The organism is Aequitasia blattaphilus (assembly GCF_024721305.1).
Lineage (GTDB): Bacteria > Bacillota > Clostridia > Lachnospirales > Lachnospiraceae > Aequitasia > Aequitasia blattaphila.
On record NZ_JAMXOD010000011.1, the window covers coordinates 1 to 22,419 of the forward strand.

General features: G+C 37.5%; 20 protein-coding genes. 17 read left to right on the plus strand and 3 right to left on the minus strand.

Annotated features, from left to right (window positions below; translation table 11 throughout):
• Positions 1–136 precede the first annotated feature (136 nt).
• The gene (locus tag NHH15_RS08580) at positions 137–1,201 is read right to left on the minus strand and encodes an undecaprenyldiphospho-muramoylpentapeptide beta-N-acetylglucosaminyltransferase (RefSeq protein WP_262066248.1); all 1,065 of its coding nucleotides are present in this window, start codon (positions 1,199–1,201) and stop codon (positions 137–139) included.
• 129 nt (positions 1,202–1,330) lie between these two features.
• Here NHH15_RS08580 and NHH15_RS08585 point away from each other — a divergent pair, with 129 nt between their 5' ends.
• The 9 genes from NHH15_RS08585 (at position 1,331) to NHH15_RS08625 (ending at position 10,019) form a co-directional block, all read left to right on the plus strand.
• Positions 1,331–2,023 (plus strand): 5'-methylthioadenosine/adenosylhomocysteine nucleosidase, encoded by a 693-nt coding sequence (locus NHH15_RS08585; protein WP_262066249.1) that lies wholly within the window; start codon positions 1,331–1,333, stop codon positions 2,021–2,023.
• Between the two features lie 77 nt (positions 2,024–2,100).
• Entirely contained in the window at positions 2,101–3,447 is a 1,347-nt protein-coding gene (locus NHH15_RS08590; RefSeq protein ID WP_262066250.1) for a glucose-6-phosphate isomerase, read from the plus strand.
• Positions 3,448–4,818, plus strand: coding sequence for an aminotransferase class I/II-fold pyridoxal phosphate-dependent enzyme (locus tag NHH15_RS08595; RefSeq protein WP_262066251.1), 1,371 nt, complete (start codon positions 3,448–3,450; stop codon positions 4,816–4,818).
• The gene (locus NHH15_RS08600; protein WP_262066252.1) at positions 4,811–5,398 is read left to right on the plus strand and encodes a nucleoside/nucleotide kinase family protein; all 588 of its coding nucleotides are present in this window, start codon (positions 4,811–4,813) and stop codon (positions 5,396–5,398) included. Before NHH15_RS08595 ends, NHH15_RS08600 begins: the two co-directional genes overlap by 8 nt.
• Positions 5,385–6,380 (plus strand): DNA polymerase III subunit delta', encoded by a 996-nt coding sequence (gene holB / locus NHH15_RS08605; protein WP_262066253.1) that lies wholly within the window; start codon positions 5,385–5,387, stop codon positions 6,378–6,380. The genes NHH15_RS08600 and holB overlap by 14 nt, the downstream gene beginning before the upstream one ends.
• Positions 6,377–7,288, plus strand: a complete 912-nt coding sequence (locus NHH15_RS08610) for a PSP1 domain-containing protein (RefSeq protein WP_262066254.1) — start codon at positions 6,377–6,379, stop codon at positions 7,286–7,288. Before holB ends, NHH15_RS08610 begins: the two co-directional genes overlap by 4 nt.
• Positions 7,278–8,015: a tRNA1(Val) (adenine(37)-N6)-methyltransferase gene (locus NHH15_RS08615; protein ID WP_262066255.1), complete on the plus strand. Its 738-nt coding sequence runs from the start codon at positions 7,278–7,280 to the stop codon at positions 8,013–8,015. Before NHH15_RS08610 ends, NHH15_RS08615 begins: the two co-directional genes overlap by 11 nt.
• Position 8,016: 1 nt before the next feature.
• Positions 8,017–8,871: a 16S rRNA (cytidine(1402)-2'-O)-methyltransferase gene (gene rsmI / locus NHH15_RS08620; protein WP_262066256.1), complete on the plus strand. Its 855-nt coding sequence runs from the start codon at positions 8,017–8,019 to the stop codon at positions 8,869–8,871.
• Positions 8,871–10,019 (plus strand): ABC transporter ATP-binding protein, encoded by a 1,149-nt coding sequence (locus tag NHH15_RS08625; protein ID WP_262066257.1) that lies wholly within the window; start codon positions 8,871–8,873, stop codon positions 10,017–10,019. The genes rsmI and NHH15_RS08625 overlap by 1 nt, the downstream gene beginning before the upstream one ends.
• Here the strand turns inward: NHH15_RS08625 and NHH15_RS08630 are convergent.
• Complete coding sequence (locus NHH15_RS08630; RefSeq protein ID WP_262066258.1) at positions 9,988–11,301, minus strand: MATE family efflux transporter; 1,314 nt, start codon at positions 11,299–11,301, stop codon at positions 9,988–9,990. The genes NHH15_RS08625 and NHH15_RS08630 overlap by 32 nt on opposite strands.
• 245 nt (positions 11,302–11,546) lie before the next feature.
• Between NHH15_RS08630 and NHH15_RS08635 the strand changes: the two genes are divergently transcribed.
• The 3 genes from NHH15_RS08635 (at position 11,547) to NHH15_RS08645 (ending at position 16,307) form a co-directional block, all read left to right on the plus strand.
• Positions 11,547–13,826: a hydratase gene (locus NHH15_RS08635; protein WP_262066259.1), complete on the plus strand. Its 2,280-nt coding sequence runs from the start codon at positions 11,547–11,549 to the stop codon at positions 13,824–13,826.
• A gap of 116 nt (positions 13,827–13,942) precedes the next feature.
• Positions 13,943–14,419, plus strand: a complete 477-nt coding sequence (locus NHH15_RS08640) for an RNA polymerase sigma factor (protein WP_262066260.1) — start codon at positions 13,943–13,945, stop codon at positions 14,417–14,419.
• A gap of 16 nt (positions 14,420–14,435) precedes the next feature.
• Positions 14,436–16,307 carry a beta-propeller domain-containing protein gene (locus NHH15_RS08645; protein ID WP_262066261.1) on the plus strand — a complete coding sequence of 624 codons (1,872 nt, stop codon included), beginning with the start codon at positions 14,436–14,438 and terminating at the stop codon, positions 16,305–16,307.
• A gap of 15 nt (positions 16,308–16,322) precedes the next feature.
• On the opposite strand, the gene NHH15_RS08650 is transcribed toward NHH15_RS08645, so the two are convergent.
• Positions 16,323–16,871, minus strand: a complete 549-nt coding sequence (locus NHH15_RS08650; RefSeq protein WP_262066262.1) for a biotin transporter BioY — start codon at positions 16,869–16,871, stop codon at positions 16,323–16,325.
• 178 nt (positions 16,872–17,049) lie between these two features.
• On the opposite strand from NHH15_RS08650, the gene NHH15_RS08655 reads away from it, so the two are divergent.
• The 5 genes from NHH15_RS08655 (at position 17,050) to NHH15_RS08675 (ending at position 22,409) form a co-directional block, all read left to right on the plus strand.
• Entirely contained in the window at positions 17,050–17,913 is an 864-nt protein-coding gene (locus NHH15_RS08655; protein ID WP_262066263.1) for a hypothetical protein, read from the plus strand.
• Complete coding sequence (locus NHH15_RS08660) at positions 17,897–19,180, plus strand: helix-turn-helix domain-containing protein (protein WP_262066264.1); 1,284 nt, start codon at positions 17,897–17,899, stop codon at positions 19,178–19,180. The genes NHH15_RS08655 and NHH15_RS08660 overlap by 17 nt, the downstream gene beginning before the upstream one ends.
• 144 nt (positions 19,181–19,324) lie before the next feature.
• Complete coding sequence (locus NHH15_RS08665) at positions 19,325–20,635, plus strand: ABC transporter substrate-binding protein (RefSeq protein ID WP_262066265.1); 1,311 nt, start codon at positions 19,325–19,327, stop codon at positions 20,633–20,635.
• 51 nt (positions 20,636–20,686) lie between these two features.
• Positions 20,687–21,589: a carbohydrate ABC transporter permease gene (locus tag NHH15_RS08670; RefSeq protein ID WP_262066266.1), complete on the plus strand. Its 903-nt coding sequence runs from the start codon at positions 20,687–20,689 to the stop codon at positions 21,587–21,589.
• The gene (locus NHH15_RS08675) at positions 21,582–22,409 is read left to right on the plus strand and encodes a carbohydrate ABC transporter permease (RefSeq protein WP_262066267.1); all 828 of its coding nucleotides are present in this window, start codon (positions 21,582–21,584) and stop codon (positions 22,407–22,409) included. Before NHH15_RS08670 ends, NHH15_RS08675 begins: the two co-directional genes overlap by 8 nt.
• Positions 22,410–22,419: the final 10 nt, after the last annotated feature.

The following is a 22,419-nucleotide window of genomic DNA, read 5'->3' on the forward strand; positions in this document are numbered from 1 at the left end:
AAGGCTTTGAATCTTACATTGAACGGTTCAAAAAGGGACTTGCCATTGAGCAATCAGCTATTGATCACTTTAAAGAATAATATAGAAAAAAATAAATACAGCCTGGGAGAAGAAATCAAGTTCTCTCAGGCTGGTTTTATAAGTGTAAATCTTCTATCAAATCAATAATTGCATCGATAGAATTCTGTTGTCCGGAATTCTGCATATTCTGAATAAAATCCTGTCGTTTCTCGTAAAGGCAGTTAATTCTCTCAACCAATACGGAAGTAGTCATATCATCTTCATTTAAAACCATACTAAAACCTTGATGTTCAAAAGAAGCAGCATTTAAAAGCTGGTCTCCACGGCTTGACTTTGCAGGAAGAGGAATCAAAAGATTAGGCTTTCGAAGTGCCAGCAATTCACAGATTGCATTTGCACCCGCTCTGGAAACCACAAGGTCAGCCAGGGCAAATATATCTTTCAACTCTTCTTTTATGTATTCAAATTGAGCATATCCTGTCGTACCTTCTAAAGCTTTATCCAACTTACCCTTTCCGCATAGATGAACCACTTGATAAGTCTTCAAAAGCTCAGGAAGAGCAGAACGAACCGCCTCATTCACAGAAACGGCACCAAGACTTCCGCCGGCTACTAAAATCACAGGTTTATCTCCCGTAAAGGATAAAAAGTTTTGTGCATTAATTTTATTTCCAGAAAGAAGCTCCTGACGAATTGGAGATCCTGTCAAAATGGCTTTCTTTTCAGGAAGAAGACCTACAGTTTCTGGGAAATTACAGCAAATCTTTGCAGCAGTTCGAATCGCTAATTTATTGGCAAGTCCAGGGGTCATATCGGACTCATGAATAATGACTGGAATTTTTCTGCTTTTAGCAGCATAAACAACGGGAACCGTTACAAAGCCTCCCTTTGAAAAAACAATCGCAGGATTTAAAACCTTCATCAGGCTTCGCGCCTCTTTGAAACCCTTTAAAATCCGTATGGGATCTGTAAAATTCCGAAGACTGAAATATCTTCGAAGCTTACCGGAAGATATTCCGTGATATGGTATTCCAAGTGTTTCGATTAAATCTCTTTCAATGCCATCATAAGTGCCAATATAGTGAACATCATAGCCAAGCTCCCTTAGTCTGGGAAGCAAAGCAATATTTGGTGTTACATGTCCGGCAGTTCCTCCGCCGGTTAAAACAATTCGTTTCATAAACGCACCTCGTTTTGGTTTGTCTGTCTTATGAAATTATAGCAGAATGGCACTAATAATTCCAGTAATAAGTTGAAAAGATACCCCTTTATAACGTATAATTTGAAGTTAGAGAAGGGAGTGGTTAAAATGATAGGAATTATTGGAGCAATGGAAGAAGAGGTTGCAGCTTTAATCGGAGAAATGAAAGAGATTTCATCGAAAGAAAAGGCCTCCATGATTTTTTATACAGGAAAGCTAATGGATCAGGAAGTTGTTATTGTTAGAAGTGGTATTGGAAAGGTAAATGCAGGTATCTGTACGCAGATTCTTGTGGACGAGTATCAAGTGGAAAGTGTCATTAATACAGGAATCGCAGGATCCCTGGATCCAGATATTAATATAGGAGACATCGTAATCTCCTCAGATGCGGTGCAGCATGATATGGATGCAACTGGATTCGGGTACGAAAAGGGACAGATTCCCAGAATGGACACAAAGGAATTTACAGCAGACAGGGAATTAGGAAAACGAATGAAAGTGGTGAATGAAGAAGTAAATCCAGACATCCAAACCTTTATGGGACGAATAGCAAGTGGAGACCAGTTTATTGCAGATGGGAAAATAAAGAACGACATTATTGAGGAGTTCCAAGCGAAGTGCGTGGAAATGGAAGGTGGGGCAATTGCTCAGGTGGCCTATTTGAATCACATTCCCTACGTAATCATTCGTGCAATATCAGATAAAGCAGATAATAGTGCAGAGGTAGATTATCCAACTTTTGAGAAACAGGCAATTCTCCATGTGACAAGATTGATGAAAGCGTACCTAAAAAGCCTATAATCTTGATAATATCAATCTGATTTGTTAAAATATAACGGCAACTAAAAACACAATAAAAGGAAACGAGGATTATACCAATGAAAAAAATCACTTTTGATTATTCTAAAGCAAGCAAATTTATTGCGGACCATGAAATGGAAAGCATGAAGAAAATAGCGTTGAATGCAAAGGATGAATTGCTTTCAAGAGAAGGTGCAGGAAATGATTTTCTTGGATGGATTGATTTACCTGTTCAATATGATAAAGATGAGTTTGCCCGTATCAAGCAGGCAGCAGATAAAATAAAATCAGATTCAGAAGTTCTGATTGTAATCGGAATTGGCGGTTCTTATCTTGGTGCAAGAGCAGCGATTGAATTCTTACGTCACAGCTTCTACAATACTGTGTCAAAGGAAGTTCGTAAGACACCAGAGATTTACTATGCTGGACAAAACATCAGTGGAACATACTTAAAAGAACTGATTGAAGTGATTGGTAACCGGGATTTTTCCGTAAACATAATTTCAAAATCTGGAACAACTACTGAGCCGGCGATTGCCTTCCGTGTATTTAAAGAAATGTTAGAAAATAAGTACGGGAAAGAAGAAGCAGCAAAGAGAATTTACGCAACGACAGATAAAGAACGTGGAGCCCTTAAAAATCTTGCCACTGAAGAAGGCTATGAAAGCTTTGTGGTACCAGATGATGTAGGTGGACGCTTCTCAGTATTAACTGCAGTAGGCCTTTTACCAATCGCAGTAAGTGGAGCGAACATAGACGCGTTGATGGAAGGTGCTCAGGAAGCAAGAGAAGAAGCTTTACAGGCAGACTTTGAAAACAATAATGCGCTTAAATACGCAGCAGTCCGTAATATCCTGTTCAGAAAAGGAAAGCTCGTTGAGATTCTGGCAAATTATGAACCAAACCTTCACTACGTATCGGAATGGTGGAAGCAGCTCTTCGGGGAAAGCGAAGGAAAAGATCAAAAAGGTATTTTTAATGCCAGCGTTGATTTGACAACAGACCTACATTCCATGGGACAGTTTATTCAAGATGGAAATAGAATTCTTATGGAAACAATTTTAAATCTGGAAGCACCATCAAAAGATATCGAGTTAAAAGAAGAAAAGGTTGATTTAGATGGATTGAATTACCTTTCCGGAAAAACAATGGACTTTGTCAATAAGAATGCTATGAATGGAACCATGCTTGCACATACGGATGGAAATGTTCCAAACCTTATGGTAAACATTCCAGCACAAGACGAACATTCATTAGGACAGCTGTTCTATTTCTTTGAGTTTGCAGTAGGAATCAGTGGATATATCCTGGGAGTAAATCCATTCAATCAACCAGGGGTAGAAAGCTATAAGAAAAACATGTTCGCACTTCTTGGAAAACCAGGATTTGAAGCAGAAAGAGAAGAACTTCTTAAGAGGCTATAAATGGAAAAGTTATACCAGAAACTTTGGAATTATTCAAATTCAGATTATTATGGATTTCATATGCCAGGGCATAAGCGAAACAAAGAGCTGATGAAAGAAAACTTTCCTTTCGAAATCGATATAACAGAGATTGAAGGATTTGATGACTTACATCATCCAAGAGAGATTTTAAAAGAATATCAGGATTTGGCGAAGAAAATATATAAAAGTAAAGCAGCCTATTTTCTGGTGAATGGAAGTACCGTAGGGATTTTGGCAGCCATTGCCAGTGTTGCAGGGAGAGGGGAAACTCTTTTGGTTGCCAGAAATGTCCATAAGTCTGTGTATAATGCCTTGGAGCTGTTTGACATACGTCCCGAGTATATATTGCCAAAGAACGGCATGATAACAGCGGAAGAAGTACAGGATGCTATTGCAAAAAATCCTCAGATAAAAGGACTTGTAATGGTGTCCCCTACATATGAAGGAATTGTTTCTGATATACAGAAAATTGCAGGCGTTCTTCATGAAAGTGGATTGCCTTTGATATTGGATGAGGCTCATGGAGCTCATTTTGGGTTTCATCCTATTTTTCCAAAGTCGGGAAATGAGCTAGGAGCGGATCTTGTGATTCAAAGTCTTCATAAGACCCTTCCTGCTCTTACCCAGACAGGACTTTTACACGTAAATGGACAAATTGTATCTTCAGACAAGGTGAAAAAATATTTGAGCATGCTTCAAAGCAGCAGTCCTTCTTACGTGCTTATGAGCAGTATTTGCAGCTGTCTTGATTTTTTAAAAGAAAAGAGTCAAGAGGCCTTTTTCTTGTATGGAAAAAACTTAAAGAAGCTCAGAGAAGAACTAAGAACCCTTCGGCATTTGAAGCTGTTGGAAGGCCATGAAATAGAGCCATCGAAGATAGTCATATCCACAAAGGGAACGAACCTTTCGGCGAAGAAGCTCTATGAAATTCTCTATGAAACGTATCATCTTCAAATGGAGATGACAGGAGCCGATTATGTACTGGGAATGACCAGTGTGGGGGATACAAAGGAAGGCTTTGAACGGCTGAAAAAAGCCTTGGTTGAGATTGATCAAGAATTGCAGTATCAGGAAGAAACTGAAAATGAAATAAATGAGGTCTTTCTTCCGGAAGTAATATTTACCCCCGGGGAGGCAAGTCAAAAGCCTGGTGAAAATTGTATGCTCCAAGACTGCAAGGGACGGATCGCAAAGAACTCGGTCTATTTGTATCCACCTGGAATTCCTATTTTGGTTCCGGGAGAAAGAATTACAAAAGCAGTCTATCATATGTTATTATGGTATAGTAAGAATGGATATATTTTAGAAGGGTTAAAAGAAACAGAGGTTGAGGTTGTGAAAAATGAATAAGCTATTTTATATCATGGGAAAGAGTGCTACCGGGAAAGACTCTTTGTATAAGCATATTAAGGAAGAAATTCCTTCTCTGAAAACGGTGGTTCCCTATACAACAAGACCAATTCGTGAAGGCGAGAAAGATGGGGAAGAGTATTACTTCGTAACAGAAGAGGATTTTAAAAAATTTAAAGAAGAAGGACGCATGATCGAGCAGCGTGCTTATCATACCGTTCATGGTGTCTGGCGATATGCCACTGTGGATGATGGACAAATTGATTTAAACAAAGGAAATTATTTAATGATTGGAACCTTGGAGTCCTATCAGAAGATGAAAGAATATTATGGAGAAAAAAATATTCTTCCATTATATATAGAGGTTGAAGACGGAGAACGCCTAATCAGGAGCATTGAACGAGAGAAAAGACAAAATGTTCCCAAATACGCAGAAACCTGCAGAAGATTTTTGGCAGATGAACAGGATTTTTCCAAGGAGAACTTGGAACAGGCAGGGATTACAAGAAAATTTACAAACGACAACATAAGGAAGGTCTTAGATGAGATCACAGAGGTAATCGTCAATGGAGAGCTTTAAAGACGTAATTGGACACAGTGAAATAATTGAATATATACGGAATGCAGTAAGCAGTGACAAAATAGCCCATGCTTATATTGTAAACGGAAATCAAGGGGCAGGGAAAAAGATGTTGGCAAAGCTTTTTGCAATGACGGTGCTTTGTGAAAACTCCAATACAGACCCATGTGGAACATGCCCATCTTGTTTACAGGCAGAAAGCATGAATCATCCTGATTTGATTTGGGTGAATCATGAAAAGCCGGCAACAATAGGTGTTGATGATGTAAGAGCTCAGATTAATAACACGATACATATAAAGCCTTACAAAAGTGAATACAAGGTTTATATTATGCCAGAAGCAGACAAGATGACGGAGCAAGCACAGAATGCATTACTTAAAACCTTAGAGGAACCGCCTTCCTATGTAATATTTTTACTCCTGACATCAAATGCAAAAGCATTGATGTCCACGATTACTTCCAGATGTGTGATTTTAAGGTTACGAAATATAAAAGAAACCTTGATTAAGAAGTACCTAATGGAGAACATGAATGTTCCGGATTATCAGGCCGAAGTAAGTGCAGCTTTTTCCCAAGGAAATTTAGGACAGGGAATAATGCTGGCAAAATCTGAGCACTTTAATGCTCTTATGGAAAGCGCTTTGCGCTTCTTAAGAAATGAAGACTCTTTGAAAATGGATGACTTGATAGAAGCAGTCAAAGAATCAACAAACTATAAAGTAGACTATTGTGATTATCTTGATATTTTTACGATATGGTATCGAGATATCTTATTATATAAAGCAACGAAAGATATTGATAAATTGATTTTCAAAAATGAAATTTCAAAAATAAAAGAGATGGCAAAGCATAAATCCTACGAAGATATTGAATTGGTTTTAAAGGGAATTGAGAACGCAAAAGAAAGACTAAGAGCCAATGTAAATTTCGATCTGGTAATGGAATTACTTTTCCATACAATGAAGGAGACAAATAGATGATAGAAGTGATTGGGGTGCGTTTTAGACCGGCAGGGAAAATATATTTTTTTGACCCGGGAAAATTCAATATCCACGTAAATGATAACGTAATTGTTGAGACCGCAAGAGGTATCGAATTTGGTCTGGTGGTGACTGGCAAGATTGAAGTTGAAGAAGAGAAGGTGATGCAGCCATTAAAACCAGTTATTCGAGTTGCAACAAAAGAAGATAAAAGAAAAGAAGAAAGAAATAAAGAAAAGGAAAAAGAAGCTTTCCGTATCTGTCTTGAAAAAATCAGAAGCCATAAGCTTGAAATGAAGCTTATTGAGGCAGAATATACTTTTGATAATAACAAGGTGCTTTTTTACTTTACAGCAGATGGAAGAATTGATTTTAGAGAGCTGGTAAAGGATTTAGCCAGTGTTTTCCGAACGAGAATTGAACTGAGACAAATTGGAGTCCGCGATGAAACGAAGATACGTGGTGGAATCGGAATATGTGGGCGGGCACTTTGCTGTCATACGTATTTGTCTGAATTTTCACCTGTGTCCATTAAGATGGCAAAGGAACAAAATCTATCCTTGAATCCGACAAAAATATCAGGAGTATGTGGAAGGTTGATGTGTTGTCTTGCGAATGAGGAAAAAGCATATGAAGAACTCAATCGGAAGCTTCCTTCGGTGGGAGATAGAGTCACAACTCCAGAAGGTTTAAAAGGCGACGTACAAAGCATTAATATTTTACGGCAATTGGTAAAAGTCGTTGTGGTTTTAGATGATGATGAAAAGGAAATCCGAGAGTATAAAGGAAGTGAATTGAAATTCAAAAAGGAACATAAAAAGAAGGGAATGAACCTTTCAAAAGATGAAATGAAGCAGCTTAAAAACCTTGAAGAAAAGAATGTAGAATCGAAATTAGATGATGAGTAGCAAAAATATAAAAGAACGAATAGATGACTTACAGGTAAAAGGATATGAGCTTATTCAAAACCAAGACCAGTTTTGTTTTGGAATGGATGCAGTTCTGTTATCTTCTTTTGCAAAGGTGAAGGCTGGAGAAAAGGCAATTGACCTGGGATGTGGAAATGGAGTAATACCCATTCTTTTAGAGGCAAAAAACAAAGGCGCACATTATACTGGATTGGAGATTCAAAAGGACAGTGCAGATTTAGCAATTCGAAATGTTGGCCATAATAAGCTTACGGATAAAATAGAGATTGTGGAAGGAGATATTAAAGAGGCAACCAAAATATTTGGTGCCTCATCTTTTTCTGTTGTTACGACGAATCCTCCTTACATGATTGCAGAGCATGGGTTACGGAATGAAAACAAGTACTTGGAAATTGCACGACATGAAGTTCTGTGCAAATTGGAAGACATTATCAGAGAAAGTGCAGGATTATTAAAGGAGAGAGGTCGTTTCTATATGGTACACAGACCTTTTCGCCTTGCAGAAATCATGAGTCTGATGACCCAATACAGGATTGAGCCAAAAAGAATGCAGCTTGTTCACCCCTACGTGGATAAAGAACCCAATATGGTTCTGATTGAAGGGTGTAAGGGCGGAAATAAGCGTCTTAAGATAGAGAAACCTCTTATTGTTTACAATAAGGATAAAAGCTATACGAAAGCACTATTAGAAATGTATGGAGAATAGAATGCGGGGAATATTATATTTATGTGGGACTCCCATTGGCAATTTGGAAGATATTACGCTAAGAGCCCTTAATATTTTAAAAGAAGCAGATGCTATTGCAGCAGAAGATACAAGAAACACAAAAAGACTGCTCAATCATTATGAGATACAAACACCTCTGACCAGTTATCATGAGCATAATAAGTATGATAAGGGAAGAATATTGATTGAAATGTTAAATGAGGGGAAAAGCATTGCTCTTGTAACAGATGCAGGAATGCCTGGAATTTCAGATCCCGGAGAAGAGTTAGTTAAGATGTGTATTGAAGAAGGGATTGAAGTGACGACAATTCCAGGACCCACCGCATTTGTGTCGGCTCTTATCTTATCTGGATTATCCAGCAGAAGATTTGTATTTGAAGCCTTCCTTCCAAGAGATAAAAAGGAACGAAGAGAGGTTCTTAATGGTCTTAAGAATGAAACGAGAACCATCATTCTTTATGAGGCACCTCATAGGCTGGCTCGTACTTTAAAAGAATTAGAAGAAACATTAGGAAACCGCAAGGCAGCGGTTGTAAGAGAACTGACAAAGAAATTTGAAGAAGCCATTCGTATGAATCTGACGGAGATCATTCAATCTTATGAGGAAACGCCTCCCAAGGGAGAGTGTGTCATTGTGTTGGAGGGGAAGAGCAAAGAAGAGGTAAAAAAAGAAAGCATTGAAATGTGGGAACAACAGTCGATTGAAGAGCATATGAACCATTATTTAAAAAAGAATTATGCTCAGAAAGATGCAATGAAAGCAGTTGCGAAGGACAGGGGCATTTCAAAGCGGGATGTATATAAACATCTGCTGGCAGACAAGGAGGATGAATAATGGCAAGTGTATCGCTGAAACAGGTGCATAAAACTTTTCCAAATGGATTTGAAGCGGTAAAAAATATAGATTTAGATGTAGAGGATGGAGAGTTTGTGGTCTTTGTAGGACCCTCAGGATGTGGAAAGTCAACAATTATTCGGATGGTGGCAGGGCAGGAAATGGTTACCTCCGGTGAAATAAAAATTAATGGTAAGCAGCTGAAGGAAATCAATCCAAAGGAACTGAGTATGGCCATGGTATTGCAAAATTACGCACTGTATCCCAAATTGACGGTGGAAGAAAATCTGGCATTTGGATTGGAAAAAAGAGGATATCCCAAAGAAGAGATTGAAGCGAGATCCAGAGAAGTGGCGGCAGACTTACATCTGGCGGATATATACAATAAGAAACCGAAATCATTAAGTGCAAGTCAGAGGCAAAGAGTTGCCTTGGGAAGAGCACTTATTTTGAAACCGGATTTATTGATATTAGATGAGCCCTTAGCTGGGCTGGAAAAAGAGATACGGGAATCAGTTGTGCAAAGTATGGCAAAAAAGCATGCTGAGATTAAGAATACAATTCTCTATGTAACACACAGTGTAAAGGAAGCAAAGATATTAGCATCTCAAATTGTGGTTATGAAAAGAGGAGAGGTAATCCAAAAAGGTACCTATAAAGAACTCTATTATAAACCAGAAAATGCCTTTGTTGCAGAGTTTATTAATGAGCCAGATATCAATCTGATTGATGGACAGTATGAAGTTCTGGAAGGAAGAGCCTATATTACAACTGAATTGGGAGAGTTTTATATAAAGCTTGAACAGAAAGAAATGGAAGAAATCCATAAGAGAAAAAGAGAAGTGATTGTGGGAATTCGACCGGAAGATATTACCCTTGGAAAAGGAAGAGAAAAAGATTCTGTTCGTTTCAGTAAAAGAATCGAAGGCGTTTTAAAAGAAGAGGAAAGTACACTTCTAACCATGCGCGTGGCAAACAGAAGCTTTAATACTCTGATGCGGGGGGAATATAAGGGGAAAGCAGATGCAGTCGAAGAATTTTGTGTTGAGACAGACCGCATCTACGTATTTGATCGCAAGACAAAGGAGCTTATCTTAGCAGAGAGTAAACTGAATATTAAACCAAATCAGTACTGCTGGAAAAGCTAAAAACGAATCCGATTACAAGAGTGATAATCTCCGTAATAGGAAATGAGAGCCACACCCCTGTCAAATGAAAGAGATAGGACAGACCCAGGGTGATGGGGAGAATAAGCAAAGCACCGCGGAGAATTGAAAGAATAAATGCCTGCTTAGCTTTGGTGATGGAATTCAAAATTGAAATGAGTACAATGTTCGTTCCGGCAAAAAAGAAAGCCGTAAAGTACCAGGTGATACCTTCTTTTGCAATGGTGGCCAGTTCAAGATTGTTTTCTTTATTGAAAATATTGACAATTGGAGTTTTAAATACAACCAGCAGTACGTAAGAAGCAGCGGCCAAAATAAGTGACATAATGAGAGCGTATTGACATATTTTCCTGATGTGAACTTTGTTCTTTCTTCCGTAAGCGTCGCTTAAAAGCGGCTGTATTCCCTGGGATATCCCCACAAATATGGAAGTAACCACAAGGGAAAGATTGGCAATAATTCCATAAGCGGCGACCCCAATATTTCCAGCAAGAGAGAGAATCACCATATTAAAGACAATCATTACAATGCCTGAGGCCAGTTCGGTTACGAAAGAAGAAGCCCCAAGTGAAAGGGTAAAAAAAGCTTTTTTAATTGAGTTGAAATCTTTTTCTAAATGAAAGGTGTTTTTCTTTTTCAGCAAATGAGTGGAGAGGATAAGCATGCTGATAATTGGTGACAAGCCAGTGGCAAAGGCAGCACCGAAAATCCCCATCTTAAGGGGAAATACTAAAATGTAGTCCAGTATGATATTGGAAAAACTGCCGATTAACATTCCTGCCATAGAGAGCTTGGGATTTCCGTCATTGCGGACAAAAGCAAGGAATACATTGTTTAAAATAAAAGCCGGTGAGAAAAGCAATAATACCCGGAGATAGGTTTGAGTCATTGCAAATACTTCCTCATTTGCCCCAAGTCTGGTGGCCAGAAAGGAAGAGCCAAAGAGCCCGAGAAAAACAAACAGAAGAGCAAAGAGCAAGGTCAGAATTAAGGAACAGGAAAAAATCTGATTGCCCTCTTTGCTATTTTTTTTTGCCTTTGCAATGGAGAAAGCGGTAGCTCCACCAATTCCAATCATCAGCCCACTTCCGTTAATAAAATTAAAGACAGGAATGGCCAGATTCAAAGCAGTAAGGCCCTTTGTTCCAAGACCAGCAGATACAAAAAAAGTATCGGCCAGAATATAACAGGATATGCCAATCATTCCCATAATATTTGCAGATGTATATTTAAAAAAAGATGATAGTAAATGATCTTGTCTCATGATTTTCCTCCATTAAAAAAACGTCACAATCTGCACCTTCAAAGACCTAATGGCGCAAATTACAACGTATTTCAACTTTACCCGGTGGCAAAGTAATATCCTCATTAAATTCCTGTTCATGATACTAAAGTCGTGTTTAAAAGTCAAGAAAAAGCAGGAAAAAAATTTCAGGTATTAGACAAGAGTTGCTTTCCTGTGTTAAAATGGTAGCTGGTTAAACGCAGGAAGATATAGGAGGAATACACATGATTCAGTTGTACGAAAAAGGTGTCTATCTTATCAGTGGTGTAGACATAGTAGAAAATGAGAATGAAGTAAAAAGCAGAATTGGCAAAGAGGTCTGCCAGGAAGAGGCAGCAAAAGGAACCATAGCTTATAGCATTTTAGAAGAACATAATGTTTCCGGAAATATGGAAAGACTTGAAATAAAATTTGATAAGTTAACCTCTCATGATATTACCTTTGTGGGAATTATTCAAACAGCAAGGGCTTCGGGATTAGAAAAGTTTCCGATTCCTTACGTACTGACAAACTGTCACAATTCACTTTGTGCAGTAGGCGGAACGATTAATGAAGATGATCACATGTTTGGACTTACTTGTGCAAAAAAATATGGTGGGATTTATGTACCTCCTCATCAGGCGGTTATTCACCAATATGCCAGAGAAATGCTGGCAGGCGGTAAGAAAATGATTTTGGGCTCTGATTCTCATACCAGATACGGTGCTCTTGGTACCATGGCTATGGGAGAAGGTGGACCAGAACTTGTAAAACAATTGTTAAATAAAACTTATGATATTAAAAAACCGGAAGTAGTAGCGATCTACTTGGATGGCAAGGTTTCAAATGGAGTAGGTCCTCAGGATGTTGCCCTGGCTATTATTGGAGCAGTGTTTGAAAACGGCTACGTAAATAACAAGGTTATGGAGTTTGTAGGTCCTGGAGTAGAGCATTTAAGCGCAGACTTTAGAATCGGTATTGACGTTATGACTACGGAGACAACGTGTCTCTCATCTATTTGGAAAACAGATGAGAAGATTAAGGAGTTTTACGATATTCACGGAAGAATAGAAGACTATGAAGAACTGAATCCAAAAGATGTTACCTACTATGATGGATGTGTTTACGTGAATTTAAATGAAATCAAGCCAATGATTGCTATGCCCTTCCATCCATCAAATGTATATACCATTGAAGAGGTGAATCAGAACTTAAAGGATATTCTTCATGAAGTGGAAAAGAAGGCAGCAGTCAGTCTTGGAGATGCAGTGGATTATCAGTTGATGGATAAAATTGTAGATGGAAAACTCTATGTGGAACAAGGAATCATTGCAGGTTGCGCCGGTGGAGGATTTGAAAATATTTGCGCGGCAGCAGATATACTAAAAGGAAAATACATTGGTTCAGATGCATTCACCTTAAGTGTTTATCCTGCCAGCACACCAATCTACACAGAACTTGCGAAAAACGGTGTCATTGCAGAACTGATGGAAAGTGGTTCTGTTGTTAAGACAGCTTTTTGTGGACCTTGCTTTGGAGCAGGTGATACACCGGCGAACAATGCATTCTCCATTCGTCATACTACAAGAAACTTCCCAAACAGAGAAGGCTCAAAGCTTCAGAATGGACAGATTTCCTCCGTTGCTCTGATGGATGCCAGATCTATAGCTGCAACATCTGCCAATAAAGGTTTCTTAACTTCAGCAGCAGATATAGATGTAGAGTATAAAGGTCAAAAATATCATTTTGACAAGAGAATATATGAGAATAGAGTATTTGATAGTCATGGAGAACCCGATCCAAGTGTAGAAATCCAGTTTGGACCCAATATTAAAGATTGGCCGGAGATGTCAGCTTTACCGGATAATCTTTTAATTAAGGTTGTTTCAGAAATACATGATCCTGTTACAACGACAGATGAATTGATCCCTTCAGGAGAAACATCTTCTTACCGTTCGAATCCTTTAGGACTTGCAGAATTTACTCTTTCCAGAAAAGACCCTGCATACGTAGGAAGAGCAAAAGAAGTGCAAAATGCCCAAAAGGCAATTGAAGCAGGAGGAAATCCCAAAGAAGCCAACGAAGAAGTGAAAAAGATTCTTGAAATATTGGAAAGTAAATGTCCGGAAAGCCAGTCAGGGGTCTTGGGAGTTGGAAGTACAATTTTTGCAAGAAAACCAGGAGATGGCTCTGCAAGAGAACAAGCAGCATCCTGCCAGAAAGTTTTAGGCGGCTGGGCAAATATTGCAAATGAGTATGCCACCAAGAGATACCGCTCGAATCTGATTAACTGGGGAATGCTTCCATTTATTACGAAGGAGAATCATGAGAACCTAAATTTCCATGATGGAGATTACATCTTTATACCAGATATCCGGAAAAGAGTTATCGATAAGGATACGGATATAAAGGCATATGTGGTTGGAGAAAACTTGAAGGAAGTTTCTTTCACGCTGGGAGATTTAACGGATGGGGAAAGAGATATTATTCTAAAAGGATGCTTGATTAACTACTACAGAGGATAGTAAAAGGACTGTTGCAAAGTATGACAAAAAAATATTTTGTAACAGTCTATTTTTTGCAACACTTTAGATCCATTTTTACTCTAATATATAGAAGACCCAAAAAAAGGGGGACAATTATGGAAAGCCAGAAGGAAAAATTCGAAAAACTTTATCAAGAGGTATACAAAGATTTGTATCGGTTTGCCCTGTGTATTGTAAGAGATGCAAGTGAAGCGGAAGATGCTGTATCAGAAGGGGTATTAATTGCCTATGAAAAATTTCATCAATTAAGGGATATTGGGTCTTTTCGCAGCTGGATTTTTACCATTGTTTCAAATGAGTGTAAGAGAAGCCTTAAGAGACGAAAAAAGGTGGTTTCAAATGCTATGAATCTGGTGCAGGAGCAAGAAGGGAAAGAGGTCAATTATGATTTACCAATTGATGTAAGAAATGCTCTTATGACATTGCCGCAGGACGAGAGGGCTATCATAGGTTTTTCTGTATTTGGAGGATACAATAGTGTACAAATCGGTGAAATGATGGGACTAAATGCCTCCACAGTCCGATCAAAAAGAAGCCGTGGTCTTCAAAAACTTGGTCCGTTGCTTCAGTAGAAAGGGGTTTGATGATATGGATAAAAATGAAAGAGAAATCCTGGATAAAATAAAAGAAAAGGTTTCCGATGTTGAGATTCCAAAAGAGATTACACCAGAAGAAATTAGTAAAAAGCTGGAACAGAAAAATAAAAGAAACACAGGGAGTATCACAAAGATTCTTGCAGCTGTTTTTGTATTGGTATTAATCAGTGGGGTTGTAGTATCCGGAGTTTTAAGACAGGTAAGTAAGAAAAATGAAGGAACAGACACACAAAAGGAGAGGGGTGTCACAGAGGCAGAACCCTATAGTGAGATTGCAGATTATCTGGAAAAATATTATGAAGGCATTAAAGCGGAGCCTTTTTTAGGCGATGGGATGATAATGGGAAAATCTGAGGAAGCAACAGGAACAACAGAACCTGCAGCAGAGGATATACAAATTACTGGAGCAGATTCATCCTACTCAGATACGAACCAACGCCATGGTGATGTAGGGGAAGGGGATATTGTAAAGACAGATGGGGAATACCTTTATATCCGGCGATCCAACCAAAATCAAGTTGAAATTGTTCAAGCTGATCAAGGTACTCTGAAGAAAATATCAACGATTCAGATGGAGGAAGAAGACTTAAAAATCAGTGAACTCTATCTCTGTGAAGATAAACTGATTATTACAGGTACAATCGGTGAAATGTGGGTATGGGGCGGATACGCTAAAGATACAGAAAGTGAGACCAAAGAAACTCAAGCTGTCGTCATGACATATAGTGTGGCAGATCGCAATAAGCCTGAATTAATTGGAGAATATACTCAAAGCGGATATTTGCAGTCGAGTCGGTTTGTAGACGGATATATGTATCTGTTCTCCGAATATATGGTTCCCTATGAATTTAACCGTGATCAAATTGATACTTTTATTCCAAAAGCCAATGGTGATTTTATCAAAGAAGCAGATATCTACATGCCTGGCGTTAAGCAGGCAAATCAATATCTCGTGGTATCCTCAATTGATATGGAGCATCCAGATGAAAGCATTGAGACAAAAGCTGTTTTATCAGAATACGGACAACTGTATGTCAGTGGGAATAGTATATTCGTGTATTCTCAAACATGGAAAGATGAGCAAAACCAGACAGAAATAAGAAAAATGTCCTATAAAGATGGTCGTATCAAAGGCTCCGGAAAAGCAACGATTGAAGGGTACATAAATGATAGCTTCTCTTTGGATGAGTATGAAGACCATTTGCGTCTGGTGATTACCAATAATGAGGATAATGCTCTTTATATATTAGATAAAGAAATGAAAATCACAGGAAAGATTACGGGACTTGCAAAAGGAGAGCAAATCTATTCGGCAAGGTTTATGGGAGACATAGGATATTTTGTAACCTTTAGACAGGTGGATCCTCTTTTCAGTGTGGATTTATCCAATCCTGAAAACCCAAAAGTCTTAGGTGCATTAAAAATCCCGGGCTTTTCAGAATATCTTCATCCTTATGGTGAGAATCTTTTACTGGGAATCGGATTGGATATGAGCGAAGATGGTATGTCAAATGGAGTGAAGCTTTCCATGTTTGATACAACAGATAAGGAAGATGTAAAGGAGGAAGATAAGATCATCTTAGAAGGAATTTTTTACAGTGATGTTTCCTATGATTACAAGGCGGCATTGGTTGACGTAGAGAGAAATCTGATTGGGTTTGGAGTAGATGGAGGAAACAAATATGTTCTGTATCGCTACTCAAAGGAAGAGGGATTTACAAAACTTTTAGAGGAAGAACTGATTGGAGGTTATGATGCCTCTCGTGGAATCTATATTGACGACTATCTTTATCTGATTAAAGGAGATGCAATTAAAAGCTATAGTTTAGAAGATTATAAAGAAGCAGGACAACTTATTCTTTAAGGAAAAACGCCTTCCCTACTGTATGTGGGAAAGGCGTTTTTGAATAACGGGACCAATGATCATTGCAATAACAATTTTAATAATATCCAAAGGAATGTAGGGAAGAACACCAATCGGAAGTCCTGCCAAAAAGGTAATGCCTAATTGGTGAGATAGCCAAAGAGTTCCAAAAGTATAAAGAATTGCTGTGGATATTACCATAGAAATAAAAATCAATACGAGATTTAATTTTTTCTCAACGGCATAGCCGGCAATAATACAGATAAACAAGTATCCAATAAGATAGCCGCCAGTAGGGCCTGCAAGCTTTCCGAAACCACCTGAAAATCCGGAGAAGACAGGAAGTCCAACCAGACCTAAAAGTAAATAAATACAACAGCTAATGACGGAGCCCTTCCAACCAAGTACATATACTCCAAGTAATAATACTAATGTAGTCAGGGAGATGGGAACCGGACTAATGGGTAAGGCGATTGATATAGGTGCTAAAATACAGGTGATTGCAGTAATAAGTGCAATAAGCACAAGTTTTTTTGTTGAAAAAAATGATTTTGTTTGTTCCATGTGAATAATACCTCTTTCCTTTTTTGTCTAAAAACAGTATATAAAGTCGAAAGAGAATTGTCAACCACTAAAATTAAAAGGTTGACAATGGAAGAGGATTGCATTTTATAAGAGAGTGATTTATGATATTTTACGAGAGTAGTCGTAATTAGCTATGCAGAATTTGAGGGAAAAGAGAATGAAATTGCTTAAAGGTGAAAGTAAATCAATCAAATCATTATACTATATGTTTTTTGTTGCATTAATTGTGATACCAATTTTAGTCACTCTAGGACTGGTACTCCTTTTCTTGAACCATCAGGTGACACAAAAAGGCAAGGAAAATATTGAACAGACACAAGAAAGTTTAGCATCTCTTCTACAGACAGAGATAAAAAATACATCTCTAAAACTATCACACCTCGTATATGTAAATGATAATGAAATTGTCAACATGGCATCGGGGATGGAAAACATTTCGGAAGATGAACAGTATAATTATAAAAGGAAAATGACTGAAACAACAAATTTTGTGATAGAACCGGTCAAGGATATTGTGTCTATAGGTTTTTATATGAAGAGTAACAAGAAGATTTTTTTTCGAAATGACATTGATATATCCATTGCATCTTTGCGAAAAGAAGATTGGTATAAAGAGGCTCAAAAAGAAAAAAATCAAATAGTTATAGGGGCCTATGATATTGGAGAAAAGAATCAGCTGATACAGAATGGAGGAAGAAATACCCTAATCCTGGTCTATTCTCTTTCGCCAAATAATTTCATAGACAGGGAGGAAAGGGTTGAGGCAATTTGTGCATATCAAATTTCAGGAGTTGTTGATAGAATTAAAAAGTATAACACAAAATATGCAAATGGAAAATCAGCATTAGGAATTACACAAATTGTGGATCAAAAAGGGAAGGATGTTTTTTCAGATGATAACATGGCAGGGCTTGAGAAAGGAAATATCGTCATTCAAACCCCTTTGTCAGTAGGAAATAATACATGGTATATAGAAAGCTATGTAAATCAGTCCGATTTGTCCGGTGGAAAATGTTATTGAATCACTGAAGGCGGTGGAAGACGGAAATTTAAATGTCAGAGTAGAGCCAAAGGGAACCAAAGAAATAAAAATGATGGCACATCAATTTAATGCAATGGTTAAAAGGTTAAGAAATTTGATTGCTGAATATGAAGAGAGAGTCAATAGCAAGGAGTTAACAGACGAAATACTCTTTGCAAAATTGTTACGAAATGAAATTGACTTTAAAATTATCAAACGGAATAATCCTGACTTGTTAACAGAGTCTTATATCTTACTAAAGTTTCACTTTGAAGAAGGCAATGAAAATGTATTGGAAATACTGGAACGAAACAATCGATTTGTAACAAGGTGTATTTCATATTTGCCGGATTCACACAGTATGCTATGTTATTACAGGGTGAATGAGGAAGACTATGAATATAAGCTGCTTCAAATGATTTCTGTATTGCAAAAGGCAGTGAATAAGGATAAGAACATCTCGTTTTCTGTATGTATCAGTACTTTACATCAAGGAATCATAGATATTTATGATACAGCAGACGAAGTAGATCAATTTATGCATGTGAGGCATCTTCTTGGGAAAAACTCAGTTATTAATTTACCAAGAGATATTGAATTTTGGAATCAAATAATTCGGCTGGAGTCACGATATGAAGAACTGGCAAAGGCGGTGTACGCATGCGATGAGAAGAAAATGAACGATGGAAAAAAGGAACTATTTACTTATTTTAATTCAGAGAATCTTGAAATAGGAAAGATGCATGTATATGCTGCCATACTGGCAATTTCAAAACAACTGGAGATTCACCAGGAAAGAATGACAGAGATATTCATGGAAGAATATAATTATATTGACAAAATTGATCGTATTATCAATATTAGGAATCTGCAGTTATGGGTTACAAACTATTTTGCGTGGATTATGGACTATTCTATGGCAAAACTAAAGATTAATGAGACAGATGTTATTGTAAAAGCAAAACGCTACATTGCAAATCAGTATGAGAACCCAGGGCTAAAGCTAAAGGATGTTGCGGAGTATGTGGGATTAAATGAAAAATACTTTACAAATCAGTTTTCTAAATCAGAGGGTGAGACCTTTACAAACTATCTTTTGGGGATACGCATGGAAAAGGCGAAAGAATTATTAAAGACAACAGACTTTAAAGTCTATGAGATTGCAGAGATGGTAGGATATCGAAATGTGGAACATTTTACAAGGTTATTTAAAAAATCAGAAGCAATTAGCCCAACCCAATATAGAAAAACGAAAGAAATATCATAAATGCAAACGATTCAACAAGGTGTCAAATATAAAGAAAATAACAATATATCAAGAAAAATTATAATAGAACAAGGTAAAATAGCAAGGATAACTCTATAATTCTCATTAGTAATTCGAAAACAAATGATGAGAAGGAGGAAAACAATGAAGAAGAAAATTGTATCATTACTATTAGTGGGTACACTCTTACTATCCATGACAGCGTGTGGTGGAAAGAAAGAAGAAGGGGGAAGCGGTTCCGGAGGCAAAAAGACGACAATTACATTTGCAATCTGGGATAATAACCTGAATGATTTTATTGAACAAGAAGATATGGTAGGTAAGTTTCAAGAAGAATATCCAGATATTGATGTCGAAGTCGAGAAACTAAAAGATGACTCTGAGTATTGGAATGCAATGAAAATGCGCTCATCTGCAAATGAATTACCAGATGTTATGTTTAACAAAACTTTTACATTATCAAGATTTAAAGATTATTTAGTGGATTTGTCAGATACAGAAGCCGCAAAGAATAATGAGCTGGCTGAAGGATATGGAATTGATGGGAAGATTCTTGGAGTTCCAATGACTGCAGGTTACGAATACGTATATTATTGGAAAGATATGTTTGAAGAGGCAGGAGTAGAAGTGCCAACAACCTGGCCACAGTTTATGGAAGCTGCACAGAAACTTCAAGATTACTATGGAAAAGATAATCCAGATTTTATGGGACTGGCAATCGGATTAAAAGATACCTGGACAGACTATCCATTTATGGAGTTCATGCCTTCTCTTGAATCTGGAAATGGACAAAATTGGAATACGATGGCAACAGAAGATGAACCCTTTAAAGAAGGAACAGATGTATATAATGCATTTAAAAAGGTAGATGAATTATTTAGTTCTTCTTCACTTGGTAAAGATCCATTGGGACTGGGAAATGATCAGGTGACAAGCCTGTTTGCTGCCAAGAAGGGTGGAATGATTGCTCTTGGTGATTGGGGACTGCAAAATATTGAAACCAACGCAGGTGATATTTCCCAGCTAGGCAGCTTCTATTTGCCAGCAAGAAATACAGAGTCGGATCCATTTAATGTAATCGTACAAGGAGATTCCTTCATGGGAGTTACCACACATAGTAAAAATCAGGAAGCAGCAATTAAATTTGTTGAGTGGTTTTATTCGGATGCATGGTATCCAGATTATTTAGATTACATCACTTCCGCATCTGCAATGACAACATTTCCAAAGGAGAAGCATGAGGTGCTTCAAGAAGCAGATGAATTAGCAGAGGATGCAAATTTTGTAATGTATGATGGAGGCGGGGATGATTTTCAGGCATTGCAAAATGAAACTACTTTTGACTACAAAAATTTAGGTGCGCAGATGGCTACAAAAGATTTTGATTTGGATAAGGCTCTTTCTGAATTAAATACAAGCTGGAAAGCAGCAAGAGAGAAGCTAGAGATTAAATAAACCAAAAAGGGCTGCTGTATAGCAGCTCTTTTAATTTGAGGAGATTGAGACATGAATAAGTTAACAAAGAAAAGAAGAAATTTCATTATTGTTTCTCTGATTATTCCAGTCGCTCTTTTAGTAGGCTTTGTACTATTTCCAGGTTTGGATCTATTTCGCATGAGTTTTACTAATTGGGATGGCTATTCACCAAAGATGGATTTTATTGGTTTTGATAATTTTGTAAGTATGTTTAAAAATAAGGATTTATGGTTGTCTTTAAAAAATAATGCTGTGTACTTTTTTATTCATTTATTAATGATACCAATTGAGTTAGGGTTTGCCGTACTTTTAACCAGCAAACTTCGGGCAGCAAAATTCTATAAAACTGTAGTATTTATGCCATATATTATTAATGGAGTGGCAATTGCATATGCATTTTCCTACTTTTTCTCACCAGTAAATGGAGCATTTAATTCAATCCTGAGTACAGTAGGGCTGGAGTCATGGATTCGGAACTGGTTATCAGACCCTAAGATTGTGAACTTCGTGCTGTCTTTTGTGTCTCTGTGGAGATTCAGCGGATATCATATTATTCTGTTTATTGCAGCATTACAGTCGGTACCTCAGGATACAATAGAAGCAGCAAGGGTAGACGGAGCAAACACTTTACAGATTTTTCGCTTCATACAAATTCCAGCAATAATGCTAATGGTAGATTTTGTTCTTTTTGATAATATAAGAGGAGCATTACAAGTCTTTGATATACCATTTGTCATGACTGGAGGAGGACCAGGATATGCGTCTTCCACCTTTACACTATACACGATTAACACCGCGTTCCAGTTCTCAAACTTTGGTTTGGCTTCAACAATGGCAATTGCAATTATGTTAATGATTATTGTCATCTACTTTATTCAAAATAAGTTGATACATGGAATAATCTTAAGAGACGGAGGTGGAAAAAATGACTAAAAGAGTGGCGCAGCAAGTGATAAAACAGCTGATTTGCATCGGAATGGTATTGGTCGTTATTGCACCAATCATATTGACCCTGTTTGCATCCTTAAAGACAGGGGCAGACATGGTGAACTCTTCTCCTTTAAGCCCGGGAAGTAATATCACCACAGAGAATTACGAAAACGTGCTTTCAAACCGATATCTTTTGGTTGGATTTAAAAATACAGGAATTATATTGGCAGTCTCTTTAGTATTTAACGTATTGTTTGGTACAATGACAGCGTATGTAATCGAACGCTTTGAGTTCAAAGGAAAGAAGCTTGTAGTAGGGTTGTTTTTTATGGGAATGCTGATTCCAACATTTGTAACAGAAATAGCCAGATTTCAAATCATCCAAAAGCTCGGACTCTATAATACATTAGGAGCTCCTATTGTGATATACATTGCATCGGATTTAATGCAGCTCTATATTTATCGGCAATTTATTCAAGGCTTACCGGTCTCACTAGATGAATCTGCATTATTAGATGGCTGTTCTTATTTCCGATTGTTCCGGTCTATTATTTTTCCTTTACTGAAACCGGCAACAGCCACTGTTTGTATTATTAAGGCAATTAACATAATAAATGATATGTATATTCCCTATTTGTATATGCCCAATAATAAACTTCGGACAGTAACAACATTTTTAATGAATTTTGCGAATGCCCAGCAAGGCTCTTGGCAAAAGCTGGCAGCAGGAATTATCATTGTTATGATTCCAACAATCATTATATATTTGATATTCCAAAAGTATATTTTGGCTGGTATATCAGCAGGAGCGGTTAAAGGCTAAGGAGGTTAGA

Excerpts from the sequence above, each read along its gene's own strand:
- NHH15_RS08580 (WP_262066248.1), bottom strand. The coding sequence starts at position 1,201 with ATGAAACGAATTGTTTTAACCGGCGGAGGAACTGCCGGACATGTAACA.
- NHH15_RS08585 (WP_262066249.1), top strand. The coding sequence starts at position 1,331 with ATGATAGGAATTATTGGAGCAATGGAAGAAGAGGTTGCAGCTTTAATC.
- NHH15_RS08590 (WP_262066250.1), top strand. The coding sequence starts at position 2,101 with ATGAAAAAAATCACTTTTGATTATTCTAAAGCAAGCAAATTTATTGCG.
- NHH15_RS08595 (WP_262066251.1), top strand. The coding sequence starts at position 3,448 with ATGGAAAAGTTATACCAGAAACTTTGGAATTATTCAAATTCAGATTAT.
- NHH15_RS08600 (WP_262066252.1), top strand. The coding sequence starts at position 4,811 with ATGAATAAGCTATTTTATATCATGGGAAAGAGTGCTACCGGGAAAGAC.
- holB (WP_262066253.1), top strand. The coding sequence starts at position 5,385 with ATGGAGAGCTTTAAAGACGTAATTGGACACAGTGAAATAATTGAATAT.
- NHH15_RS08610 (WP_262066254.1), top strand. The coding sequence starts at position 6,377 with ATGATAGAAGTGATTGGGGTGCGTTTTAGACCGGCAGGGAAAATATAT.
- NHH15_RS08615 (WP_262066255.1), top strand. The coding sequence starts at position 7,278 with ATGATGAGTAGCAAAAATATAAAAGAACGAATAGATGACTTACAGGTA.
- rsmI (WP_262066256.1), top strand. The coding sequence starts at position 8,017 with ATGCGGGGAATATTATATTTATGTGGGACTCCCATTGGCAATTTGGAA.
- NHH15_RS08625 (WP_262066257.1), top strand. The coding sequence starts at position 8,871 with ATGGCAAGTGTATCGCTGAAACAGGTGCATAAAACTTTTCCAAATGGA.
- NHH15_RS08630 (WP_262066258.1), bottom strand. The coding sequence starts at position 11,301 with ATGAGACAAGATCATTTACTATCATCTTTTTTTAAATATACATCTGCA.
- NHH15_RS08635 (WP_262066259.1), top strand. The coding sequence starts at position 11,547 with ATGATTCAGTTGTACGAAAAAGGTGTCTATCTTATCAGTGGTGTAGAC.
- NHH15_RS08640 (WP_262066260.1), top strand. The coding sequence starts at position 13,943 with ATGGAAAGCCAGAAGGAAAAATTCGAAAAACTTTATCAAGAGGTATAC.
- NHH15_RS08645 (WP_262066261.1), top strand. The coding sequence starts at position 14,436 with ATGGATAAAAATGAAAGAGAAATCCTGGATAAAATAAAAGAAAAGGTT.
- NHH15_RS08650 (WP_262066262.1), bottom strand. The coding sequence starts at position 16,871 with ATGGAACAAACAAAATCATTTTTTTCAACAAAAAAACTTGTGCTTATT.
- NHH15_RS08655 (WP_262066263.1), top strand. The coding sequence starts at position 17,050 with ATGAAATTGCTTAAAGGTGAAAGTAAATCAATCAAATCATTATACTAT.
- NHH15_RS08665 (WP_262066265.1), top strand. The coding sequence starts at position 19,325 with ATGAAGAAGAAAATTGTATCATTACTATTAGTGGGTACACTCTTACTA.
- NHH15_RS08670 (WP_262066266.1), top strand. The coding sequence starts at position 20,687 with ATGAATAAGTTAACAAAGAAAAGAAGAAATTTCATTATTGTTTCTCTG.
- NHH15_RS08675 (WP_262066267.1), top strand. The coding sequence starts at position 21,582 with ATGACTAAAAGAGTGGCGCAGCAAGTGATAAAACAGCTGATTTGCATC.